Raw genomic sequence first — 22,844 nt, 5'->3', positions numbered from 1 at the left:
ACCGAGGTTATGTGAAGACCCCCCAAGGCCTGCAGGCGCTGATCGACGACGGCGTGATCGATGAAGTGCTGCGCCCACTCAAGAGTGGCAAGGAAGCCGCTGTGTACGTGGTGCGCAGCGGCGACGATGTACGTTGCGCGAAGGTTTACAAGGACATGGCACAGCGCAGCTTCCAGCAGCGCGTGCAGTACCAGGAAGGCCGCAAGGTCCGTGGCAGCCGCGAAGCCCGCGCCGTGGGCAAGGCCAGCAAGTACGGCCGCAAGCAGCAGGAAACCGCCTGGAAGAATACCGAAGTCGACGCGCTCTACCAGCTGCGCGACGCCGGGGTCCGTGTACCGGAGCCGCATGGCTACTACCACGGTGTGTTGGTGATGGAACTGGTCACAGATGCGGACGGGTTCTCCGCCGCGCGGTTGGGCGAAGTGGAGCTGGAGCCGGACCAGGCGCGTGAGTTCCACCAGATCCTCGTCCGCCAGGTCGTGCGCATGCTGTGCTGCGGGCTGATCCACGGCGATCTGTCGCCATACAACGTGCTGGTCGGGCCCGATGGCCCGGTGGTCATCGATTTCCCGCAGGTGGTCAGCGCCGGTGGCAACAATGCCGCGCGCACGATGCTGCTGCGCGACGTCAACAACCTCACCGCCTACCTGGGCCGCTTCGCCCCGGAGCTGCTGGACAGCTGGTACGGCGAAGAGATGTGGGCCCTGTTCGAGGCCGGCGAGCTGCTGCCGGATTCGCCGCTGACCGGCACCTTCGTCCACGATGAGACCACCATCGACCTGGACAGCGTCCGCCACGCCATCAACGATGCGCGCGAAGAAGCGCTGATCCGCCAGCAGGGTCGCGAAGCCGCCGAACAGGACGACGACTGATCAGCGAGGTCGCGCGGTCCGATGGCGCCGGGCGCGATGCCCGGCGCTACCCGATCACAACGCCTTGGCGTGGTGGGCGATGTGATCGCCGATGAAACTGGCGATGAAGTAGTAGCTGTGGTCATGCCCGGGTTGCAGGCGCAACTGCAGCGGGTGGCCGGCGGCTTCGCAGGCGGCCTGCAGGCGCTGCGGCTGCAGTTGTCCGCCGAGGAACTCATCGGCGTCGCCCTGGTCGACCAGCAGCGGCAGGCGCTCGGTTGCCGTGGCCACCAGTTCGGTGGCATCCCACTGCGACCACGCGCTGCGCTCGGTGCCCAGGTAGGCACTGAACGCCTTCTCGCCCCATGGCACCTGGCTGGGCGCCACGATCGGTGAGAACGCCGATACGCTGCGATAGCGGCCGGGGTTGCGCAGCGCCAGCACCAACGCGCCGTGACCGCCCATCGAATGCCCACTGATGCCGCGCGCATCGGTGGCCGGGAAATGCGCTTGGATCAACGCCGGCAGCTCGTCTACGATGTAATCGTGCATGCGGTAATGACGCGCCCACGGTTCCTGGGTGGCGTTGAGGTAGAACCCCGCACCCTTGCCCAGGTCGTAGCCTTCCGCATCGGCCACGTCATCGCCGCGCGGACTGGTGTCCGGCGCGACCAGGATGAGCCCGTGCTCGGCAGCGTAGCGCTGGGCACCGGCCTTGGTGATGAAGTTCTGTTCATTGCAGGTCAGTCCGCTCAGCCAGTACAGCACCGGCAGCTTCTGCGTGGCGGCCTGCGGTGGCAGGTAGACCGCGAATTTCATCTCGCAGTCCAGCACCTCCGAACGGTGCTGGTAGACGTCCTGCCAGCCGCCGAAACAGGCGCGGTGTTCAATGCGTTCCATGGCGTGTCCCTTGATCAGAAATGCACGACCGAACGGATCGACTTGCCTTCATGCATCAGGTCGAAGGCTTCGTTGATCTTGTCCAGTTCCATGGTGTGGGTGACGAACGGCGCCAGTTCGATATCGCCCTTCATCGCATCTTCGACCATGCCCGGCAGCTGGCTGCGTCCCTTTACCCCGCCGAATGCGCTGCCCTTCCAGGTACGGCCGGTGACCAGCTGGAACGGACGGGTGGAGATCTCCTTGCCGGCGCCGGCCACGCCGATCACCACCGACTGGCCCCAGCCACGGTGCGCGCATTCCAGTGCGGCGCGCATCACGTTGACGTTGCCGATGCACTCGAAGCTGTGGTCCACGCCCCAGCCGGTCATGTCCACGACCACCTGCTGGATCGGCGCTTCATGCTCGCTCGGGTTGACGCAGTCCGTGGCACCGAACTCACGCGCCAGCTCGAACTTGGACGGGTTGGTGTCGATGGCGATGATGCGCCCGGCCTTTGCCTGGCGCGCGCCCTGGATCACCGCCAGGCCGATGCCGCCCAGCCCGAACACCGCCACGCTGTCGCCTTCCTGCACCTTGGCGGTGTTGTGCACCGCACCGATACCGGTGGTGACGCCGCAGCCGAGCAGGCAGACATGCTCCGGATTGGCTTCAGGGTTGATCCTGGCCAGCGAGACTTCGGCCACCACGGTGTATTCGCTGAAGGTGGAGCAGCCCATGTAGTGGTAGATCGGCTCGCCGTTGTAGCTGAAGCGGGTGGTGCCATCGGGCATCACGCCCTTGCCCTGGGTGGCGCGCACGGCCACGCACAGGTTGGTCTTGCCACTCTTGCAGAACAGGCATTCACCGCACTCGGCGGTGTACAGCGGGATCACATGGTCGCCCGGCTGCACGCTGGTCACGCCCTCGCCCACTTCCACCACGATCCCGGCACCTTCGTGGCCCAGTACGGCCGGGAACAGGCCTTCCGGGTCATCGCCGGACAGGGTGAACGCATCGGTGTGGCAGACACCGGTGTGGGTGATCCTGACCAGCACCTCGCCCTTCTTCGGCGGGGCAACGTCGATCTCGACGATCTTCAGCGGCTGGCCAGGACCAAAGGCTACGGCGGCGCGGGACTTCATGATGGGATTCTCCAGGGGACGGGCAAGGACAAGGGTAGGCAGGCGCGTGTTGCGCGCGTGTTGACGAGCGCCCGCACGCGGCGGGCACGGTTCATTTCAGGTAGGAGCGGATCAGCGCGCCCATGTCTCGCACGCGCTCGGCACGTTGCGCGTCGGAGGCGGCGGGCTGGCCGAATTCCTCGCGCAGGTGCGCTTCCATGACTTCGGACATCAGTCCGTTCACCGCACCGCGGATGGCCGCGATCTGCTGCAGCACCGGGCCGCAGTCGGCACCGGATTCCAGCGCGCGGTCCAGCGCATCGCACTGGCCGCGGATGCGCCGCACGCGGGCCAGGACCTTCTTCTTTTCTTCAGCGGAGTGCGGCATCGGGCAGCGGCCATGGAACTATACTGGGGGACAGTATATTGATGGCCGCTGCGGCGGTCCACCCCTTGTCCAGGCAGGGTCAGCCCTCGCCCGCCGCCAGCTCCCGCACCAGCGCCTCCAGGTGCACGAAGTACTGCGTGATCGGGTTGTCCGGTTCCCCTGCAGGGCAGAAGATTGCCGCCGCGGCAACGCAGGCATTCGGCACCTGCTTCATAGCGGGAGCGCGCGCAGCAGCCTGATCCTGCGTCGCGCGGCCGGTAGGGCTTGCAGGGAATCTGCCCGGCCAGGCATCCGGATTTGCGGCGAGGGCGCGCTTGCGGTTGGTACCCGTCATCCCTTGTGCGGCAGTGCCCCGCGCGCGCCATCCAGCTGGCCGGCGCAGGGTCGGACCTGGATGCGGGCGGCACGTTGGTGCCATTCACGTCCCGCGCAGCAGGTCCACGAAGGCCCTCAGCGCCGATGTCATCTGCCGCTGTCGCGGGTAATACAGCACGAACCCCGGGAACGGCGGACTCCAGTCCTCCAGCATGCTGACCAGCTGCCCGGAATCCAGCCACGGGCGCGCGGCATCTTCCAGCACGTAGGCGATGCCGAGCCCGTCCAGCACCGCGCGCACGATGGTGGTCTGCTCGCTCAAGGTGATCCGGCCCTGCACGTCGATCTCCAGCGATTCCTCGCCCCGCTCGAACTGCCACTTGTACAGATGGCCACTGGCGAAGCGGAAGCGCACGCACTGGTGCCGCAGCAGGTCGCGCGGGTGTTGCGGGGTCTCATGCTGGGCCAGGTAGGCCGGTGATGCCACGATCATGCCGCGCAGCGGTGGACCCAGCGGCACCGCCACCATGTCTTCAGGCACGAACTCGTGCAGGCGCACCCCGGCATCGAATCCTTCGGCGACGATATCCACCAGGCCGTCGTTTTCGGTCACCTCGATGCGCACGTCCGGATGCGCGCGCAGGAAATCGGCCAGCCGCGGGCTGAGCTGGGTCGGCACGGCGGCACGGGCCGCGTTGATGCGCAGCAACCCCGCCGGCGTGGCGCGGAACTGGTTCATTTCCTCCAGCGCGTCACTCACCTGTCCCAGTGCCGGCTGCAACCGCTCCATCAGCCGCTGGCCAGCCTCGGTCAGCGATACGCTGCGCGTGGTGCGGTGGAACAGGCCAACGCCCAGCCGCTCTTCCAGCGCGCGGATGGCATAGCTCACCGCGGACGTGGACAACGCCAGTTCGGCACCGGCACGGCGGAAGCTGCGATGGCGCGCCACGGCGGCAAACGCCGCGAGATGGGTGAGGTTATCCGTCGCCATTGTCCAGTCCGCCTTGATGAATCATCCCGATCAACGGCCTACAAGGCACGCCGCCGTGGGCGTATTGTAAAGCGCCTTTCCATAAACCCTGCCAAGGATCCCCCATGTCCCTCGCCAAAGCCTATGCCGCGCACTCCACTACCGCGCCGCTGGTTCCGTTCACCTTCGAGCGCCGCGCCGTCGCCGCCGGCGACGTCCGCATCGAGATCCTGTACAGCGGCATCTGCCACTCCGACCTGCACCAGGCCCGCGATGACTGGGGCGGCGCCAAGTACCCGATGGTTCCCGGCCACGAGATCATCGGCAAGGTGGTCGAAGTCGGCGCCGAGGTCACCAAGCTGAAGGTCGGCGACTTCGCCGGCGTCGGCTGCATGGTCGATTCCTGCCGCCACTGCGAAGCCTGCAACGCCGATCTGGAACAGTACTGCGCCGAAGGCTCGACCTTCACCTACAACGGCACCGACCGCCACACCGGCGAGCCCACCCAGGGCGGCTATTCCGACCACATCGTGGTCGAGCAGCGCTTCGTGGTGAAGGTGTCCGAGACCCTGGACCTGAAGGCCGCCGCGCCGCTGCTGTGCGCCGGCATCACCACCTATTCGCCGCTCAAGCACTTCAAGGTCGGACCCGGCCAGAAGGTCGGCGTGATCGGTCTGGGCGGCCTGGGCCACATGGGCGTGAAGTTCGCCAAGGCACTGGGCGCGCACGTGGTGATGATCACCACCACCCCGGAAAAGGGCGCCGATGCCACGCGCCTGGGCGCCGATGAAGTGCTGGTCTCGCGTGATCCGGAGCAGATGAAAGCCCACGCGGGCAGCTTCGACTTCCTGCTCAACACCATCCCGGTCGGGCATGACACCAACCCGTACATGGGCCTTCTCAAGCGCGATGCCACGATGTGCCTGGTGGGCGTGCTGACCGAACTCGACCCGCCGCTGACCGGCGTGAGCGTGATCTTCGGCCGCAAGCACCTGACCGGATCGGCGATCGGCGGCATGGCGGAAACCCAGGAGATGATGGATTTCTGCGCCGAGCACGGCATCGTCAGCGACGTGGAAGTAATCAACATCCAGGACGTCAATGAAGCCTGGGAGCGCATGGCCAAGAACGATGTGCGCTACCGCTTCGTGATCGACATGGCCTCGATCAAGGGCTGATCAGTACACGGGATAAGCGAACGGGGTCAGCGTCCTTTCGAGGACTCTGACCCCTGCTTTTATTCTCTTTTCAACGTGGCCCGACGCTCGCCCGGCCCGGTCAATGATCAGTACGCGAATTCGCGGAACACGTGGTCCACGTCGCCATTCCAGCGCCCATGGAACAGCGCAAGCTTGCGCTCGGCCGGGGTCAGGCCGGACTCGACGATTTCCTGCAGCACGTCCAGGTAATGGCTTTCGTCCATGCCGTCGCTGTTCAACGCAGCGCGGCGCTTCAGGCCGCCCACGGCGATCCTGACCGCCTCGCGCGAGAGATCCCGCACTGTGCCATTACGGAACGGCAGGTTCATCGCATGCTTCGGCACGCCATCGCGCAGTGCGTGGCGCTCGACCAGGGTGAAATCACGCACCAGGTCCCAGGCCGCATCCAGGGCTTCATCGTCATACAGCAGGCCCACCCAGAACGCCGGCAACGCGCACAGGCGGCTCCAGGGGCCACCGTCGGCACCGCGCATCTCCAGGTACTTCTTCAACCGCACTTCCGGGAAGGCGGTGGTCATGTGGTCGGCCCAGTCGGTCAGGGTCGGCAACTGGCCCGGCAGCACCGGAAGCCTGCCCGCCATGAAATCGCGGAAGCTCTGGCCGCTGGCATCGTGGTACACGCCGTCGCGGTAAGAGAAGTACATCGGCACATCGAGCAGGTAATCCACGTAGCGCTCGTAACCGAAGCCGTCCTCGAACACGAAATCGAGCATGCCGGTGCGGTCGGCATCGGTGTCGGTCCAGATGTGCGAACGGTAGCTGAGGTAGCCGTTCGGCTTGCCTTCGGTGAACGGCGAATCGGCGAACAGCGCGGTGGCGATCGGCTGCAGCGCCAGCGACACGCGGAACTTCTTCACCATGTCTGCTTCGGACGCGTAATCCAGGTTGACCTGCACCGTGCAGGTGCGGGTCATCATGTCCAGGCCGAGCGAACCGACCTTGGGCATGTAGTTCTTCATGATCTGGTAGCGGCCCTTCGGCATCCACGGCATCTCATCGCGCCTCCACTTCGGCTGGAAACCCATGCCGAGGAAGCCCAGCTGCAACTCACCAGCGACCTGCGCCACTTCATTGAGATGGGTGCCGGTTTCCACGCAGGTGTGGTGGATGGTCTCCACTGCCGCGCCGGACAACTCCAGCTGGCCGGCCGGCTCCAGGGTCACCGAAGCGCCATCGCGCAGCAGGGCGATGGTCCGGCCCTTTTCCTGCACCGCTTCCCAGCCAAACCGCTGCAGGCCCTGCAGCAGCGCTTCGATACCGCGCTCGCCGTCGAAGGTGGGGGCACGCAGGTCGTCCAGCCGGAAGCCGAATTTTTCATGCTCGGTACCGATGCGCCAGGCGGCGCGCGGCTTTTCTCCCGAGGCGATCACCTCCACCAGCTGCGAACGGTCAGTGATGGGCGTCTGCGCGACGTGGCTGGGGCTCGACAAGGGACAGGCTCGCTGAAAGGGTGGCGGATGGAATGGGGTTGTGGCCCCGTCATCACAAGGGCGCACTATAGCGTGAGGCCTGCCCGCGTCACGCCTCCGTGACGGACTTCAGCATCCCACCCGCAGGGGCTTGACCCTCGTACACTGGAGGGATGACGTCCGTCCCGCCCGCCATGGCCGAATCCGACACCGCCAGCGTACTGGCCGACATGGCCAGCCTCGCCCACTGTGCGCGTGCCGAAGGTTATGCCTGCGTCACCGCCCTGCGCGAACACGGCGCACGCTCGGTGGAAATTCCCCAGCCGCAGTTCGCGATCCTGCTGGAAGGCGAAAAGCGCGTACGCACGGCGACCCAGTCGCTGCATTTCGCGCCCGGCGACATCTTCCTGATCAGCCGTCGCTGCCGCATCGATGTGGTCAACCTGCCCGACGCACGTTGCGGACGCTATACCAGCGCCGTGGTGCCGTTCTGCAGCGAGGCGCTGGCCGCCGCACGCACGTTGTGGAACGAGCCCCTCCCCGCCGCGGGCGAGGCGCTGGCACGCCTGCCGTTGGACGCGCACGGTGCGCTGCTGCGGCGCTGGCGGCAGGCGCTGCAGGATGGCCATTACAGCGAGGCACGGCTGGCCCTGGCCAGCTTCGCCATCACCCTGGCCCGGCAGGGTCATGGCAGCCTGCTGCTGGCGCCGCAACCAACGCTGTCCGAACAGGTGCGCGACCGCCTGGCCGCGGAGCCGGCGCGCGACTGGCAATCCCACGATGTGGAAGCCGCACTTGCCATCAGCGGGGCCACCCTGCGACGCCGGCTGTCCAGCGAAGGCACCAGCCTGCGCCAGCTGCTGACCGAAGCGCGGCTGGCCCACGCGATGGGCCTGTTGTACACCACCGCGCTGCCGCTGAAAGCGGTCGCCGCGCGGGTGGGCTATCGCTCGCTGCCAAGCTTCAGCAAGCGCTTCGTCGAGCGTTACGGCCTGCACCCGTCGGATATCGGGCGGGCCTGAAACACGGCATGCACCGTAGCGCCGCAGGGTGCTGGGCAGGATGCCCTGCATAGCCGTGCTCGGCGAGCGCAGTGGTGGGCAGCAGCGTGAGGACCCACGGTCGTCACCCACCGACAGCTAAAGCAGACGGCCAGCGGCCGTCACTACCGGAGATGGATCGGGCGTCATCGAGCGCCATGCGCACCAGCTTGAGCACATCGCGCGGCCGCGCCACGCGACGATGGCTTCCAGCGGAATGTCCCGCGCAACCAGGCCGAACCCCCATGTCCCTGCAACGCTCCGCGCTGGCCGGCACCCTGCTGCTCACCCTGTGGGCCTCGCCCCTGGCCGCCCTGGCCAGCACCCTTGCGCCGCCCCGCGCCGAACAGGTCCCCGGCGTCTACCACCAGCGCATCGGCGCCCTCCAGGTCACCGCGCTGTTCGATGGCGTCGTGGCACTGGCCCGCAGGGAGCTGGTCGGGGTCGACCCGGCCATCGTCACCCGCGCCCTGCAGGACCGCTACGTGCCCGAAAGTCCGAAGGGCCTGCAGACGGCAGTGAACACCTTCCTGATCCGCGAAGGTGACCACCTGACCCTGGTCGACGCCGGCACCGCACAGTGCTTCGGCCCCGGGTTGGGACAGGTGCTGGCCAACCTGCGCGCGGCCGGCGTGGACCCGGCCGACGTGGATGACGTGTTGCTGACCCATGCCCACCCCGACCATCTGTGCGGCATCGTCGATGCGCACGGTGCGATCGCCTATCCCAACGCCACCGTCTGGTTGTCCAGGGCCGACGCGGACTACTGGCTGGACCCTGCCAGCGAAAGCACCGCGCCGCAGGGCGTGCGCTTCGCCTTCGCGCTGGCGCGCAGCGCTGCCGCGCCCTACCAGGCCGGCAACCGGCTGCGCACCTTCGCCCCGGGCGACGCACTGCCCGGCCATGCGGTCGCACTGGATACCCACGGCCACACCCCCGGGCACGTCTCGTTCCGTTTCGACAGCCGAGGCCAGTCACTGCTGGTGTGGGGCGACGTGCTGCATTACCACGCCGTGCAGTTCGCCCACCCCGATGCCTCGTTCGAAGCCGACAGCGACCGGCGCGCAGCGATCCACAGCCGCACGGCGATGCTGGCGCAGGCCACCCAGGGAAGATGGTGGGTTGCAGGCGCGCACCTGCCGTTCCCGGGGCTGGGCCACGTGCGCAGCGAAGGTGAGGCGTATGCGTGGGTGCCGGCGGAGTATTCGCCGCTTTGACCGGGCCGGATCGGGAGGGACGGCCGCTGGCCGTCCTTGCTTCAACCTGGATGACGGCCAGCGGCCGTCACTACCCGCACCCGGATCGGGAGGGGCGGCCGCTGGCTGTCCTTGCTTCAACCCGGATGACGGCCAGCGGCCGTCACTACCCGCACCCGGACCTTTTTCCCTGCGGGGTTCAGAGCCCCAGCCAGCCGCCGATGATGCCGCGTGCTTCGTCCACGCCCAGCCGGCTTTCGCCGGAGAACACCTGCACGCCGACGGTATCGCCGAAGGCTTCGTGCAGCTCTTTCTTGACCTTGTTCAACGAGATCATCTGCTGGCTGCGGCTGAGCTTGTCGGCCTTGGTCAACAGCGCATGCGCCGGCAGGCCGCGCTGCACCGCATAGGACAGCATCTGCCGGTCGTATTCCTTCAGCGGATGACGGATGTCCATCACCACCACCAGGCCGCGCAGGGCCTGCCGGGTGCGGAAGTACTGGTCGATGAAGGCCTGCCAGTGCGCCTGCAGGTCCAGCGGCACTTTGGCGTAGCCGTAGCCGGGCAGATCCACCAGATGGGCTTCGGGAGTGACCCGGAAGAACACCAGCTGCTGGGTCCGACCAGGGGTCTTGGACACACGGGCCAGCGCGTTCTGGCGGGTAAGGGCGTTCAGGGCACTGGACTTGCCGGCGTTGGAGCGGCCGGCAAACGCCACTTCGGCGCCTTCATCAGGCGGCAGCTGCCGCATGTTGTGGGCCGAAACGAAGTAGTGCGCGCGTTCGATGAGAAGAGACATGACGCATAGGATCGCATGTTGCGCCGCCGCGCGCCCGACCATTGTTTGACCGTGCCATGAACCGGCGTTGATAATCCGGCGTATCCGGGCGGAGGGCCTGGCCGGACCAGAACGGAGCTCCAGCATGCGCCACGCTCGCGTTATTGCCGTTTCCGCTGTCGCCATATCCATCCTGGGCGCTGCCGCCTGGGCGCAGACCAGCATCACCCCGCTGCCGGACAACGGCCCGATCCAGACCGCATCGCTGGAAATCGACTTCAGCAAGACCCAATGGGGCGACGCCAAGGCCGGCCAGACCAAGGCCGCGGCGTGCGCCGCCTGCCATGGCGCCGACGGCAACGCGAGCATCGAGATGTACCCGAGCATCGCCGGCCAGAGCGAACGCTATTCCGCCCAGCAGATGGCACTGATCGCCACCGGGCAGCGTACCTCGGGCGCGGCGGTCGCCATGGTGCCTTTCGTCAAGGACCTCACCGCGCAGGACATGCGCGACATCGGCGCCTTCTTCGCCACCCAGAAAGCCGCTGCCGGCATCGCCGATGACACCGTCGTCGCCGATGGCCCCTACAAGGGGCTGAAGTTCTATGAGATCGGCCAGCAGCTGTATCGTGGCGGCGACGTGGCGCGCGGCCTGCCGGCCTGCATGGCCTGCCATGGCCCGACCGGCGCCGGCAATCCCGGCCCGGCCTACCCGCACATCGGCGGCCAGCACGCCAGCTATGTGTCCCGCCGCCTGCAGGAGTACCAGGCCGGGCGCAGCGGAGAGACCGACAAGGCGCACTTCGAGATCATGGCCAGCGTGGCGGCCAAGCTCACCGAACAGGAAATCCAGGCGCTGGGCAGCTACCTGCAGGGCCTGCACGACCGCGCCGACGATGTCGCCGCACAGGCCACCGCGGCGGCACCGACGGCCGCCCCCTGACGACCGCCCATTGCCTGCGGTATCCCCCGCGGGCGCTGGCTGAGGTATGTTCATCTCCGCGCCGGCACCCGCCGGCACCTGTTTTCATGGAGATGCGTGTCGATGAGGTTGATTCCCCGTCTGTTGCTGTCCCTGCTGGCGGTGCTGCCGCTGGCCCTGTCCGCCGCGCCGGCCGCGACCGACCTGCAGGAAGGTCGCGATTACGAGCGCATCGCCCAGCCCGGCCCGTTCCAGCCGCTGGCCGGCAAGATCGAAGTGGTCGAAGTGTTCGGCTACACCTGCTCGCACTGCGCGCACTTCGAACCGCAGCTGGTCGCCTGGGTCGCCAAGCTGCCCAAGGACGTGCGCTTCACGCCGGTACCGGCGGCGTTTGGCGGGCCGTGGGATGCCTGGGCCACGGCGTATTACGCCGCTGACCAGCTGGGCGTCGCCAAGCGCAGCCATGGCGCGGTGTTCAAGGCCCTGCACGAAGACCGCAGCCTGCCGATGCAGAACGTGTCGGCCGACGAGCTGGCGACCTTCTACAAGCAGTACGGCGTGAGCGAAGCGGCCTACGTGGCCGCGCTGAAGAGCGAGGCGGTACAGGCCAAGGTCAGCGCAGCGCGCGACTTCGCCCGCCGCACCCGTATCCCGGGCACGCCCAGCCTTGTCATCAATGGCCAGTTCCTGGTCAAGGGCAACAGTGCCGAAGATCAGCTGCGCATCGCCTCGGCGCTGATCGCGCAGGCCCGCTCCGGCAAGGCCCGCTGAACCACACGCAATCCACACGCGGCGCCCATGCGCCTGCGTGTCATCATTCGTTCCTGGCCGGCGCCCGACGCCGGCCTCAACCATTGCTGGAGAAGCTTTGATGAAGACCCGTTTCGCCCTCACCCTGCTGGCCCTGCTGCCGATCCTCGCCGCCTGCAAGGCCGACGACGGCACCGCCAACGTCGCCGCCCCGACCGAAGCGGCCCCGGCCGCCGAAACTGCCCCGGCAGCGGATGCCGCCGCACCGGCCACCAGTGAACAGGCAGCCGGCACCGAGCAGGCGGCGGGCAGCGAAGCCGCGCCGGCGGCCGCCAACGATGCGCCGATGCGCCTGACCGGTCCAGAGCCGGTCGCCGGCACGGACTACGTGGTGATCGAAAACGGCCAGCCGTTCCAGCCGGTGGCGGGCAAGGTCGAAGTGGTGGAGATCTTCGGCTATGTCTGCCCGGCCTGTGCCGCGTTCCAGCCGCTGGTGGGTCCGTGGAAGGCCGGACTGCCGGGTGATGTGAACTTCATCTACGTGCCGGCCATGTTCGGCGGTACCTGGGATGACTACGCCCGTGCGTTCTACGCCGCACAGACCCTGGGCGTGCAGGAAAAGACCCATGAAGCCGTCTATGCCGCCATCCACGCCGAGCAGACCCTGAAGGGCGAGCGCGGCCGTGATTCGGTCGATGACATCGCCGCCTTCTACGCCAAGCACGGCGTGGACGCCAAGCAGTTCAGCGCTGCCATGAGCAGCTTCGCGGTCAATGCCAAGACCAACGCCGCCAAGCAGTTCGCCCAGCGCAGCAAGATCTCCGGCACCCCGTCGCTGATCATCAACGGCAAGTACCTGGTGAAGGGCAAGTCGTTCCCGGACTACCTGCGCATCGCTGACCACCTGATCGCGCGTGAGCGTGCGGCCAAGGCCGGCAACTGATCCCGTACAAGCGCATCCCGTCGTGAATTCCCCCACATCACGCACCCTGCGCCTGCTGACGGCCAACATCCAGGCCGGCTCGAGCACCCGCCGTTACAGCGACTACGTGACCCGCAGCTGGTCACATGCGCTGCCGGCGGGTCGCAAGCGCAGCAGCCTGGATGCGATCGCCACGCTTGCCCGCGGGCACGACATCGTCGGCCTGCAGGAAGCCGATCCCGGCAGCCTGCGCTCGGGTTTCACCAACCAGACCCACTACCTGGCCGAACGCGCCGGCTTCAATTACTGGAGCCACCAGCCGAACCGGCGCATGGGCGGGGTGGCCTCATCGGCCAACGGCCTGCTGAGCCGGCTGGAGCCGGTGGAGGTCCAGGACCATGCCTTGCCCGGCCGGATCGGCGGACGCGGCGTGCTGCTGGCCAAATTCGGCGACGGCGCCGACGGGCTGGCGGTGGCCGTGGCGCATCTGTCACTGGGTGCCGGTTCCCGGCTGTCGCAGCTTTCCTTCATCGCCGAGATGCTGTCCGACCACCCGAATGCGGTGCTGATGGGCGATTTCAACTGCCTGGCCGAGCGCCCGGAAATGCAGGTGCTGTACCAGAAGACCACCCTGCAGCCCCCGGGCTGCGTGGTGCCCACCTTCCCCAGCTGGCGCCCGGACCGGGCCATCGACCACATCCTGGTCAGCAGCAGCCTGCAGCAGCGCAGCATCGAAGCCGTTCCCGCGGCCTTCTCCGATCACCTGGCCTTGGCCATGTCGATCGACGTCCCGGCCAGCGCACTGCGCTGAGTCGGTACGGCCGGCCGCAGGTCGGCCTCTTCGGTTCACCTGTTCAGGCATGGACGGCCAGCGACCGTCCCCAAGACATGACTGCGATGCCATTGATGATGCGAATCAGTCCCATTATCATAGTGTGATCGTGATCGCACAGGATGGTGCGGGCGCGCCTTAGCTCTCCCCCTTTTTCCCGCTCCGTCTGGCCACCAGGGATCCCCGGCCAGGCGCCTGTAGCGACCTGCCTGGTTGATGCCGATGACCCGTCCCGCCCCCCTCGCCCTGCGCCGCCTGCCGCAGGCCCTGATGGTTGCCCTGTGCAGCCTGGCTGCCGCACCTGCCTTCGCGCAGAGCACCGACACGCCCGATGGCAGCTCCGCCACCACGCTGGATGGCATCGTGGTCAAGGGCGAGCGCGCCGAAGGCTATTCGGTCCGTCGCACCTCGGCCGGCACGCGCTTCGACCTGGCCCCGCGCGAGATCCCGCAGTCGATCAGCATCATCAGCCACCAGCGCATCGAGGACCAGAACCTCGACGACATCATCGACGTGCTGGCCAACACCACCGGCATCAGCAGCACCCAGTCCGATACCGAGCGCACCGAGTTCTACGCGCGCGGTTTCTACATCGACAGCTACCAGTTCGACGGGCTGCCCACCCAGATGGTGCAGAACTGGAGCTACGGCGATTCCGGCCTGGACCTGGCCCTGTACGACCGCGTTGAAGTGGTGCGCGGCGCGACCGGCCTGCTGACCGGCGCCGGCAATCCGTCGGCGTCGGTGAACCTGATCCGCAAGCATGCCGACAGCGCCGAACTGACCGGCAACGTGTCGGTCAACGTGGGCAGCTGGGGTCGCACCCGCAGCACCGTGGACGTGACCACGCCGCTGAATGCCAGTGGCTCGGTGCGCGCCCGCGTGATCGGCAGCTACCTGGACACCGAATCGCAGATGGACCGCTACAACCAGCACAAGACGCTGGGCTATGCGGTCATCGATGCCGACCTGACCCCGGACACCCAGCTCAGCGTGGGCTACGACTACCAGCAGAAGCGTGCCAACGGCGCTACCTGGGGCGGCTTCCCGATGCTGTTCTCCGACGGCAGCCCGACCCCGTTCGACGAATCGTTCAGCGCCAACCCGGGCTGGACCTACTGGGATACCACCAGCAAGCGTCTGTTCGCCACGCTGGAACATGCCTTCGCCAATGACTGGAAGGTCAAGCTCGGCGCGACGCATGACACCACCAAGGCCGACGACAAGCTGTTCTACCCGGCCTACAACGACTGGACCACCGGCGCCTCGCTGCTGGACAAGAACACCGGCGCCGGCGTTTCGCCCTCGGCGGGTTTCTACAACACCGAGCGCAAGGTCAACGCGGTGGACGGCTTCGTGGAAGGTCCGTTCCAGCTGTTCGGCCGCGAGCACCAGTTCATGGCAGGTGCGAGCTACAACAAGCGCGAGTTCGCCAACTACGGCGATTACCAGGTCGGCTGGGCGCCGCTGGACAACTACCTGGCCGGCGTGGGCGACTTCCCGGAGCCGAACTGGGTCGGTACCCTGCCGCTGCAGAGCGAAGGCACCATCACCCAGAAGGCCGGCTATGCCGCCACCCGCCTGTCACTGGCCGATCCGCTCAAGCTGATCATCGGCGCGCGTTACACCGACTGGAAGAGTGAAGGCGAAGGCAACGACCGCGCGCACAAGGTCACCACCCCGTATGCGGGCCTGGTGTTCGACATCAACGATACCTACTCCACCTACGCCAGCTACACCGAGATCTTCCAGCCGCAGACCGCGCGCGATCGCAACGGCAGCTACCTGGATCCGGTGGACGGCAAGAACTACGAAATCGGGGTCAAGGGCGCCTGGTTCGACAACCGCCTGAATGCCTCCGTCGCCGCGTTCCGCATCGAGCAGGACAACGTGGCGCAGGTCACCAGCGAGCCGATCCCGAGCCGTCCTGGCGAGTTCGCCTACGTCGCCGCACGCGGCACGGTGAGCCGCGGTTTCGAATTCGAAGTGAACGGTGAACTGGCTCCGGGCTGGAACGCCACCTTCGGTGCATCGCGTTACGTGGCCAAGGACATCAACGGCGCCAACATCAACACCAACCTGCCGCAGACCACGATCAAGCTGTTCACCAGCTACACCCCGCAGTCGCTGACCGCACTGACCGTCGGCGGTGGTGCCAACTGGCAGAACGGCATCTACTACCCGGTGCCGGCTTACGGCCGTATCGAGCAGGACGGCTACGCGCTGGTCAGCGCCTTCGTGCGCTACCGCATCTCGCCGGAGTTCAGCGTGCAGGCCAACCTCAACAACCTGCTGGACAAGCAGTACTTCTCGCAGATCAACGGCTATGGCGCGTATGGCGACGGGCGTAATGGCTCGCTGACGTTCATCTACAACTTCTGATCAACGCAGGCTGAAACAGGGGTCGGAGTCCTTCCGGATGGCGGAAGGGCTCCGACCCTTTTCTGCATCCGGTTACTGCGCTTGCAGATGCCTGCGGTGGTGCCGCCATGACGCAGCACGAAAGTGTCACCAGAATGACCGCGCCGAGCACCAGGGTCATCTTAAGATTTCTGCTCTTCATCAGTTGCCATCGCATCACCAGTATGTGGGATATCAGGTCGACGGCGGACCCTCAATGCGGGCACCCGCGAAAGGCCGATTAATGCAACGGGCCAGAGAAGGATCACCCGTGGATGTCGGTGGAAACTCCGTCCAGTGCTGTCGCAATCAGCGCGGTCTATTCCGGCGCGAGCCTGCATCCTCGCAGATGAGTTTCACACAGCCTCAAAATCAGCAACTTCCGATGAGTTCGGTAAAAATCGCGCCATACAAATTGACCGAAAACTGCAAGCAAGAAGTGCGATAGCGGGAGCTCCATCGCAAGACTCAGCTGAGCAGATCATCTACTCATCACAATCAGATTCCGACGGCAAAGAGGCGGTAATCGCTATGCATCACTGTTGATCAGTTCAGGCACCAGGTCACAGAAAAATAGTCTGCTGGCGAGCAAAGAATCATGTGCAACGACGGGTTGCCAAAGTAGCGCAGGCTCAAGATGAAGAAGATGCTCATCGCGGCAGTATTGTTCATGCTGCCGGTCTCGTGGAACGCCAGCAAGGCGCAGGAACCGGGCAAGCCTGGTTTGGTCCAGTGCAATGGCTGCATTTTCCCCCGGCAGGCTGCAATCAACACCGGCTCCTCTGGATTGAAGCTGGTAGTCGACTTCAGCACTGCAAAGCTGTACGGCTTCCAAGTTGAGTATGACTGGGAGACAAGACGGTGGCTTGCCTTCCCACAACAGGTGCCAGAGCCGATAACTACGGCCTTCCATCGAATCATGGATGCGACCTCGGCCGCTGCCCTTGAACCTGAAGCCAAGACGGGACCTCGGCAAGGTCGGGAAAGAAATGGAGGGCCTCTGGTCATGCTGCATCCGGATAATCCCGGGAACGCAAACAACATCCGATTTCCAGATGCTTACAAAGGCCTTAATGCCTACGACATCGTCGACTCTGCCACCTCAAGATCCAGACTAGGCCAGAATTTGGCGCTCGAGTTGGCTGGTGCGACCGGCAACAACCCCAATTGGAATTCTATCGCCCTGACGCTGCAGCAGGCTGCCCTGACGTTCGGATCGATTTACGGCAGCGGAACGATCACCATCCGAATCACCTGGCGAGATGGATCCACGACGACTTACACGGTCACCGCCGAAAATGTCGGTGAGGCAAAGTACTCGCAGGGACAGAGCAGGGACGCAACGGGGAACATGGTCCCGGACCAGTCGATCGTCGAGCCGGCAACAGCTCCCCGGTACGCAGGAGCCTACTACTTCGGTGACGCCAATGACCGAGCGCGCTGGACACGAAGTGCCTCCCACTTCGGCGTCCCGGTCACCGGGGGAAGCTCGACAGGACGCAGGATGTCGTGCTCATGGGATGGGAAGACCATTACATGCCAAGCAATGTAGGCGACGCGAGCAGAAGAAGAACGCCTGACCAGCCAGCAGCACGCTCCATGCCTCGCGGCTGGACATCGCGGCACTGAAGTCCGGGGTGAAGCCCGGGGTCAGAGTCCTTTCGCTGTGCGAAAGGACTCTGCCCCCTTCCAGCCCCCTTCCTGTAGCCTCTTTCTACATCAGAAGCGCAGGTCCGCGCGGGCATACCAGAAGCGTCCACGCGGGATGTCGTACGTGGAGGCGTCGTAGCCGTTCAACGAGCACGACAGGCAGATCGGCGGATCCTTGTCGAACACGTTGTTCAAACCCAGGCTCAGCTGCAGGCCCTTCATCCAGTCGACCTTGTAGCCCACCTGCATGTCATGGAAGGTGGTGGCGGCCAGCTTGTTGGTGCCGGCTACCTGGTCGCTGCAGATCGGGAACGCGGACGCATCGCCGCACTGCTCTGTGAGCTCGGAGATGTGCCGCACCGTCCACGAAGCGTTCCAGTTGTCCAGCGCCCACGACACGCTGGCGTTGCTGGTCCATTCGGGAATCGAGCTGTCGGCCACTTCCACGCCCGGTTCCTGCGGCTGCCGCTGGCCGGCCGCGCCGAGCGCCTCGTAACGTCCGACGAAGGTGTTCTGCCAGCCCAGCTTGAACTGGCCGATGTCGGTCTGCGGCAGGGTGTAGAACAGGTCCACGTCCCAGCCATCGGTCTTGATCGAACCCAGGTTGGTCAGGCGGTTGTTGAAGCTGCTGATCGCACCGGTGTTGGCGCGGGTGATGCCGTTGCAGTACAGCGGGTCCAGCGAATCCACGCACAGGTCCAGCTGGGTCTGTGCGTTGATCGCCTGGATGGCGCCCTCGATGGTGTGGCGGTAGAACGTCACCTCCACGTCGAAGCGCTCGGACCACTCGGTGTTGTTGGCGAACCACGGGCTCCACACGAAGCCGGCGCTGAAGCTGCGCGAGTGCTCCGGATCCAGCTCGATGTTGCCGCCGGTGGTGACCGAAATCTGCGAGTTCGCCGACTGGAATCCGTTAGGAACGCCCAGCGCCGCGCAGTTGGCGGCATTGCCACGCGGTGCATCGCCGCCGAGGCCGATCGAGCACGGGTCGAAGATCTGCAGGTCGGCGCGAGCCGCCGAACCGTAGAGTTCGCCGATGGACGGCGCGCGGAAACCTTCGGCATAGCTGGTGCGCAGCACGAAGTCATCGGTCACCTGCCAGCGCAGGCCGTACTTAGGCGTGAACTCACCACCGAAGGTGGAGTAATCCGAGTAGCGTCCGGCCAGGCTCAGGTCCAGCTTCTCGCCCAGCGCACTCTTGGCGAAGATCGGGATGCTCAGCTCCAGGTAGGCTTCATTGACGTCGTAGGAACCCGACGTCGGCAGTGACGGGACGCCGTTGTAATGGCCGATCACGGTCAGCGGATCGGGCTGGTAGGAGCCCTCGTACTTGCGGTACTCGTAACCCGTGGCGAAGGCCACCGGACCGGCCGGCAGGGTGAACAGCTCACTGGACAGGTTGGCGGTGAACAGGCTCAGTTCGTTCTGGCTGCGGTCACGCACCACCGGTTGGATCCACTGCAGCATCTCCGGGGTGATGCTGCCGACACCGCCGAAGATGTTCAGTGGCACGCAGCCCGGTGTTGATGCACATACCGCCGGATCGCCCAGCGCGGTGGCGATGTTGAAGATGTTGTAGCTGCCGTAGTTGGTCTGCTCGGCCTTGTTCTTGCTGTACATGCCGTTGACGTCCCAGAACCAGCTACGATCCGCCGCTTCGAAATCACCCACCAGACCCGTTGCGAAGTAGCTGGTATTGACCTCCTGTTCGAACACGCGTGCGCCACCTTCGACCGGGCGACGCCCGATGAATTGCATGTTTCCGGAGGAAACGAAATCGAAGCCGAACGGGTTGAACGGGTTCAATGCCGAGATGGTGATGTTGTCCGCCAGCGGGTTGCCGGTGGCGCCATCGGGTCCGAAGAACAGCGGCTCGGGGCCCGCCTGATTGGTCGATTCGCGGCGGTTGCCCAGCGCCTTGACGTACCACTGCAGGTTGTCGGTAATGTCGAAGCGGAACTGACCGAACACGCCCTTGCGCTCGGACGGCGTCAACAGCAGATTGTATTCGGCGAAATTGAAACGGTCCGCAGTTGTGAAGCAGTGGTAATCATCAGTCCGGCTGCAACCCGCGCTGCCATCGTAGTTCGGTGTGCTTGCGCCATTGTTCGGTACAAGGTCCTGCACGGCGCCGGTGTTCGGATCGATGAAGCGGAAGCGGCCCTGGGGAATACCCCCACTACCGAAGGTCAAGCCAGTGCCGGGAACTGGAAAGCGCGACTGCTCACGGGTCCGGGCATACACCGGATCCTGCTTCGTATAACTCGCCCCCAGGAACAGGCTGTAACGGTCGCCCTGCGTGCCCCAGGCAAGGTCGATGCCCTTCTGCGTGCCATCGCCCTTGCTGTACTCGCCGTAGTTCATCGTCACCTGGGCGCCATCGAAATTGCGGCGGGTGATGATGTTGACCACGCCGGCGATGGCATCGGAGCCATACAATGACGAGGCGCCATCTTCCAGCACTTCGATGCGTTCGACGATGGCCAGCGGAATGGTATTGAGATCGGTCGCCGAGCCGACGCCGGATGCAGACGACTCATTGACCCAGCGGATGCCATCGACCAGCACCAATACGCGCTTGGCGCCCAGGTGACGCAGATCGACCTGCGCGGAGCCAGCGCCGACGCCGCTGCCATCCGGCGGGAAGCCGAAGTTGCCGGACGAGTTGAACTTGGCATTCAACGCCGAGCCGGAACCGGTGAGCTGCTGCAGCACCTCGCCGATGGAGGTCAGGCCGGTGCGTTCGATCTCGGTGCGGGTGAGGGTCTGGATCGGCAGGTGACCCTCGACTTCGGCGCGTTTGATGCGCGACCCGGTGACCTCGACACGATCCAGCTCGGTGGCGACACGGGGGGTCTCCTGCGCCATCGCGCCGACAGACGACATCAGGCCGACGCACAGGGATACAGCGACCGCCAAGGGGCGGTAATGCAGGTTGTTCATTCGCTTCTCTCTCTCCAGATGGGCGTACCAATCAACTGCGGAACTCACACAACGTCCTAGTTGTAAACAACTTGTAAAACACGCGACGTGACCGGCGCCTCGCTTTCACTCTGGCTACACAAAGCCGAATTGGGCCAAGCGCTCGCGGGAACGGCCCAATAGACACCCGCGTGAACAGCAGAATTCAGGCGCCAGCGGCTATGCTGCCCGCATGACTCGACACTCTCGCCCTGCCCTGTCCCTGCTTGCCGCCGCGGCGTTGTCCTGCGCCGCGCCCAGCGTCTTCGCCCAGTCTTCCGATGCCCAGCGCGCGCAGCTGAAGACGGCCATCGCCGATGCCGAACGCGGTCAGTTCAATGCGGCCCAGGCCGGCACGCTGAGCCGCAACCCGGCCTACGGTTGGCTGGAATACGCGAACCTGCGACGCAACATCGAAACGGTCAGCAATGACCAGGCGCAGGCCTTCCTCAAGCGCTACGACGGCCAGGCCGTGGCCACCACGTTCCGCAGCGTGTGGCTGCCGGCAGTCGCCCGCCGCCAGGACTGGTCGACCCTGTTGGCCAACTGGGCGCCCACCGAAAACGTCGGCCTGCGCTGTGCGCAGCTGACCGCGCAACAGGCCACCGGCAAGGCCGATGCGCAGTGGACCAGCGCGGCGCAGGACCTGTGGCGCAAAGCCGGCAAATCGCTGCCCGATGGCTGCGATGCGGTGTTCGCCGTGCTGCAGGCGCAGGGCGGCATGACCGACGCATTGCGCTGGGAGCGCGTGGACGCCGCCGCCGATGCCGGGCAGCCGGCGGTGATGCGCAGTGCCGCACGCGGCCTGCCCGCGGCCGACCTCGCCCTGGCCACCGATTACGCCGCCTTTGTGGATGCCCCCAGCGCGAAGGCCCTGAACTGGCCACGCAACGAACGCAGCCGGCGCATTGCCACCGATGGCCTGCAGAAGCTGGCCAAGGCCAATCCAGACGCCACCGAACAGCAACTGCCGCAGTACGCGCAGGCCCTGGGCCTGAGTGCGGACCAGCAGGCCCAGGTGCGCTACCAGATTGCCCTGTGGACGGTGGCCTCCTACCTGCCCGATTCGGCGCGCCGGCTCAACGCCGTGCCGGATTCGGCGTATGACGAGCGCCTGCACGAATGGCGTGTTCGCGAAGCGATGTCACGCGGTGACTGGCCGGCGACGCTGGCCGCCATCCGCAAGATGGGCCCGACCCAGCGTGCAGATTCGCGCTGGACCTATTTCGAAGCCCGCATGCTGGAAAAGACCGGCCAGGCTGCGCAGGCCAAGCCGGTGTTCGCGCGCGCCGCCAGCTCGCCGACCTTCCATGGTTTCCTGGCCGCCGACAAGCTGGAACAGCCCTACATGCTGTGCCCGTGGAAGCCCAATGACAGTGCATCGGCGCGTGCCGCCGTAGCGCGTGATCCGGCCATCGTGCGCGCCATGGAGCTGTACCGCATCGACCGCGCCAGCTGGGCGACGGCCGAATGGAACAGCGCCCTGGCGAAGTTCGACGACACCCAGCGCCGCCTGGCGGTGGAAGTGGCGCAGGAAAATGGTTGGTTTGATCGGGCGGTGTTCTCGCTCGGCAAGCAGCCGGACGAACAGCGGCTGTACCACCTGCGCTTCCCGCTGCACCACGACGGCAGTATCCGTCGCGAGGCCGCGCGCAACGCGATCGATCCGGCCTGGGTGGCCGCGGAAATCCGTGCCGAGAGCATCTTCAGCCCCAATGCGCGCTCTCCCGCCAACGCGATGGGCCTGATGCAGGTGCTGCCCACCACCGGCGCTGCGGTGGCAAAGAACATCGGGCTGACCAGCTACGGTGGCGCAGCCAGCCTGTACGACCCGGACACCAACATCGCCATCGGTACCGCCTACCTGCGCCAGCTGATGAACAAGTACGACGGCCTGCCCTACGTCACCATCGCCGCCTACAACGCCGGCCCCACGCCGACCGCGCGCTGGCAGACCCAGCGGCCGGGCTTTGATCCGGACCTGTGGATCGAGACCATCAGCTACAAGGAAACCCGCGAGTACGTGGCCCGCGTGCTGGCCTTCAGCGTGATCTACGACTGGCGCCTCAACGGCGATGCCCTGCCGCTGAGCGACCGGCTGATGGGCAAGCTGGTGGACACCCGCAAGAAGTTCACCTGCACCGCTGCGGCCGGCGCCAAGGCGGATTGAGGTGCGGGCGTGACGACCAGCGGCCGTCACTACCATCGCCGTGGTAGCGCCGAGCCGTGCTCGGCGA

Annotated in this window: 19 protein-coding genes; 11 read left to right on the top strand and 8 right to left on the bottom strand. The window is 65.9% G+C overall.

Features of this window, described 5'->3' with window-relative positions; genetic code table 11:
• The first annotated feature begins 11 nt into the window (after nucleotides 1–11).
• On the top strand, nucleotides 12–872 hold the full coding sequence (locus tag QE373_RS03230; protein WP_309683576.1) for a PA4780 family RIO1-like protein kinase: 861 nt from the start codon (nucleotides 12–14) through the stop codon (nucleotides 870–872).
• Nucleotides 873–926: 54 nt separating this feature from the next.
• Here the strand turns inward: QE373_RS03230 and fghA are convergent, their stop codons facing one another.
• The 5 genes from fghA to QE373_RS03205 all read right to left on the bottom strand — a co-directional run bounded on the left by fghA (nucleotide 927) and on the right by QE373_RS03205 (nucleotide 4,548).
• Nucleotides 927–1,751 carry an S-formylglutathione hydrolase gene (fghA, locus tag QE373_RS03225; RefSeq protein WP_309683574.1) on the bottom strand — a complete coding sequence of 275 codons (825 nt, stop codon included), beginning with the start codon at nucleotides 1,749–1,751 and terminating at the stop codon, nucleotides 927–929.
• Nucleotides 1,752–1,765: 14 nt separating this feature from the next.
• A complete protein-coding gene (locus tag QE373_RS03220; RefSeq protein ID WP_057508427.1) occupies nucleotides 1,766–2,875 on the bottom strand; it encodes an S-(hydroxymethyl)glutathione dehydrogenase/class III alcohol dehydrogenase in 1,110 nt (369 codons plus the stop codon).
• A gap of 91 nt (nucleotides 2,876–2,966) precedes the next feature.
• Nucleotides 2,967–3,242 carry a metal/formaldehyde-sensitive transcriptional repressor gene (locus tag QE373_RS03215; protein WP_042613675.1) on the bottom strand — a complete coding sequence of 92 codons (276 nt, stop codon included), beginning with the start codon at nucleotides 3,240–3,242 and terminating at the stop codon, nucleotides 2,967–2,969.
• A gap of 79 nt (nucleotides 3,243–3,321) precedes the next feature.
• Nucleotides 3,322–3,576, bottom strand: a complete 255-nt coding sequence (locus tag QE373_RS03210) for a hypothetical protein (RefSeq protein ID WP_309683570.1) — start codon at nucleotides 3,574–3,576, stop codon at nucleotides 3,322–3,324.
• A gap of 84 nt (nucleotides 3,577–3,660) precedes the next feature.
• Nucleotides 3,661–4,548 carry a LysR family transcriptional regulator gene (locus tag QE373_RS03205; protein WP_309683568.1) on the bottom strand — a complete coding sequence of 296 codons (888 nt, stop codon included), beginning with the start codon at nucleotides 4,546–4,548 and terminating at the stop codon, nucleotides 3,661–3,663.
• A gap of 104 nt (nucleotides 4,549–4,652) precedes the next feature.
• Here QE373_RS03205 and QE373_RS03200 point away from each other — a divergent pair, with 104 nt between their 5' ends.
• Nucleotides 4,653–5,705 carry an NAD(P)-dependent alcohol dehydrogenase gene (locus QE373_RS03200; protein WP_057508430.1) on the top strand — a complete coding sequence of 351 codons (1,053 nt, stop codon included), beginning with the start codon at nucleotides 4,653–4,655 and terminating at the stop codon, nucleotides 5,703–5,705.
• A 107-nt stretch (nucleotides 5,706–5,812) separates the two neighbouring features.
• Here the strand turns inward: QE373_RS03200 and QE373_RS03195 are convergent, their stop codons facing one another.
• Entirely contained in the window at nucleotides 5,813–7,177 is a 1,365-nt protein-coding gene (locus QE373_RS03195; protein ID WP_309683566.1) for a glutamate--cysteine ligase, read from the bottom strand.
• Nucleotides 7,178–7,329: 152 nt separating this feature from the next.
• On the opposite strand from QE373_RS03195, the gene QE373_RS03190 reads away from it, so the two are divergent.
• Together QE373_RS03190 and QE373_RS03185 are read left to right on the top strand one after the other, a co-directional pair.
• Nucleotides 7,330–8,178, top strand: a complete 849-nt coding sequence (locus QE373_RS03190) for a helix-turn-helix domain-containing protein (protein WP_057508432.1) — start codon at nucleotides 7,330–7,332, stop codon at nucleotides 8,176–8,178.
• Nucleotides 8,179–8,441: 263 nt separating this feature from the next.
• Nucleotides 8,442–9,413 (top strand): MBL fold metallo-hydrolase, encoded by a 972-nt coding sequence (locus QE373_RS03185; RefSeq protein ID WP_309683563.1) that lies wholly within the window; start codon nucleotides 8,442–8,444, stop codon nucleotides 9,411–9,413.
• Nucleotides 9,414–9,591: 178 nt separating this feature from the next.
• Here QE373_RS03185 and yihA read toward each other — a convergent pair whose 3' ends face one another.
• Complete coding sequence (gene yihA, locus QE373_RS03180; protein WP_042614138.1) at nucleotides 9,592–10,191, bottom strand: ribosome biogenesis GTP-binding protein YihA/YsxC; 600 nt, start codon at nucleotides 10,189–10,191, stop codon at nucleotides 9,592–9,594.
• A 124-nt stretch (nucleotides 10,192–10,315) separates the two neighbouring features.
• Here yihA and QE373_RS03175 point away from each other — a divergent pair, with 124 nt between their 5' ends.
• The 6 genes from QE373_RS03175 to QE373_RS03150 all read left to right on the top strand — a co-directional run bounded on the left by QE373_RS03175 (nucleotide 10,316) and on the right by QE373_RS03150 (nucleotide 17,548).
• Nucleotides 10,316–11,113: a c-type cytochrome gene (locus QE373_RS03175; RefSeq protein WP_123698954.1), complete on the top strand. Its 798-nt coding sequence runs from the start codon at nucleotides 10,316–10,318 to the stop codon at nucleotides 11,111–11,113.
• 102 nt (nucleotides 11,114–11,215) lie between these two features.
• On the top strand, nucleotides 11,216–11,863 hold the full coding sequence (locus QE373_RS03170; protein ID WP_309683558.1) for a thiol:disulfide interchange protein DsbA/DsbL: 648 nt from the start codon (nucleotides 11,216–11,218) through the stop codon (nucleotides 11,861–11,863).
• 100 nt (nucleotides 11,864–11,963) lie between these two features.
• Entirely contained in the window at nucleotides 11,964–12,785 is an 822-nt protein-coding gene (locus QE373_RS03165) for a thiol:disulfide interchange protein DsbA/DsbL (protein WP_123698953.1), read from the top strand.
• A gap of 52 nt (nucleotides 12,786–12,837) precedes the next feature.
• On the top strand, nucleotides 12,838–13,575 hold the full coding sequence (locus tag QE373_RS03160) for an endonuclease/exonuclease/phosphatase family protein (RefSeq protein WP_211260379.1): 738 nt from the start codon (nucleotides 12,838–12,840) through the stop codon (nucleotides 13,573–13,575).
• Between the two features lie 243 nt (nucleotides 13,576–13,818).
• Nucleotides 13,819–15,978, top strand: coding sequence for a ferric-rhodotorulic acid/ferric-coprogen receptor FhuE (gene fhuE, locus QE373_RS03155; RefSeq protein WP_309683555.1), 2,160 nt, complete (start codon nucleotides 13,819–13,821; stop codon nucleotides 15,976–15,978).
• Nucleotides 15,979–16,633: 655 nt separating this feature from the next.
• The gene (locus QE373_RS03150) at nucleotides 16,634–17,548 is read left to right on the top strand and encodes a hypothetical protein (RefSeq protein ID WP_309683554.1); all 915 of its coding nucleotides are present in this window, start codon (nucleotides 16,634–16,636) and stop codon (nucleotides 17,546–17,548) included.
• Nucleotides 17,549–17,715: 167 nt separating this feature from the next.
• On the opposite strand, the gene QE373_RS03145 is transcribed toward QE373_RS03150, so the two are convergent.
• Complete coding sequence (locus tag QE373_RS03145) at nucleotides 17,716–20,532, bottom strand: TonB-dependent receptor (RefSeq protein WP_309689526.1); 2,817 nt, start codon at nucleotides 20,530–20,532, stop codon at nucleotides 17,716–17,718.
• Between the two features lie 268 nt (nucleotides 20,533–20,800).
• On the opposite strand from QE373_RS03145, the gene QE373_RS03140 reads away from it, so the two are divergent.
• Nucleotides 20,801–22,777 (top strand): transglycosylase SLT domain-containing protein, encoded by a 1,977-nt coding sequence (locus tag QE373_RS03140; RefSeq protein WP_309683552.1) that lies wholly within the window; start codon nucleotides 20,801–20,803, stop codon nucleotides 22,775–22,777.
• The last annotated feature ends 67 nt before the right edge of the window (nucleotides 22,778–22,844 follow it).

This window comes from Stenotrophomonas sp. SORGH_AS_0321, assembly GCF_031453215.1.
Taxonomy (GTDB): domain Bacteria; phylum Pseudomonadota; class Gammaproteobacteria; order Xanthomonadales; family Xanthomonadaceae; genus Stenotrophomonas; species Stenotrophomonas chelatiphaga.
This window is presented reverse-complemented; position numbering and strand designations above follow the sequence as displayed.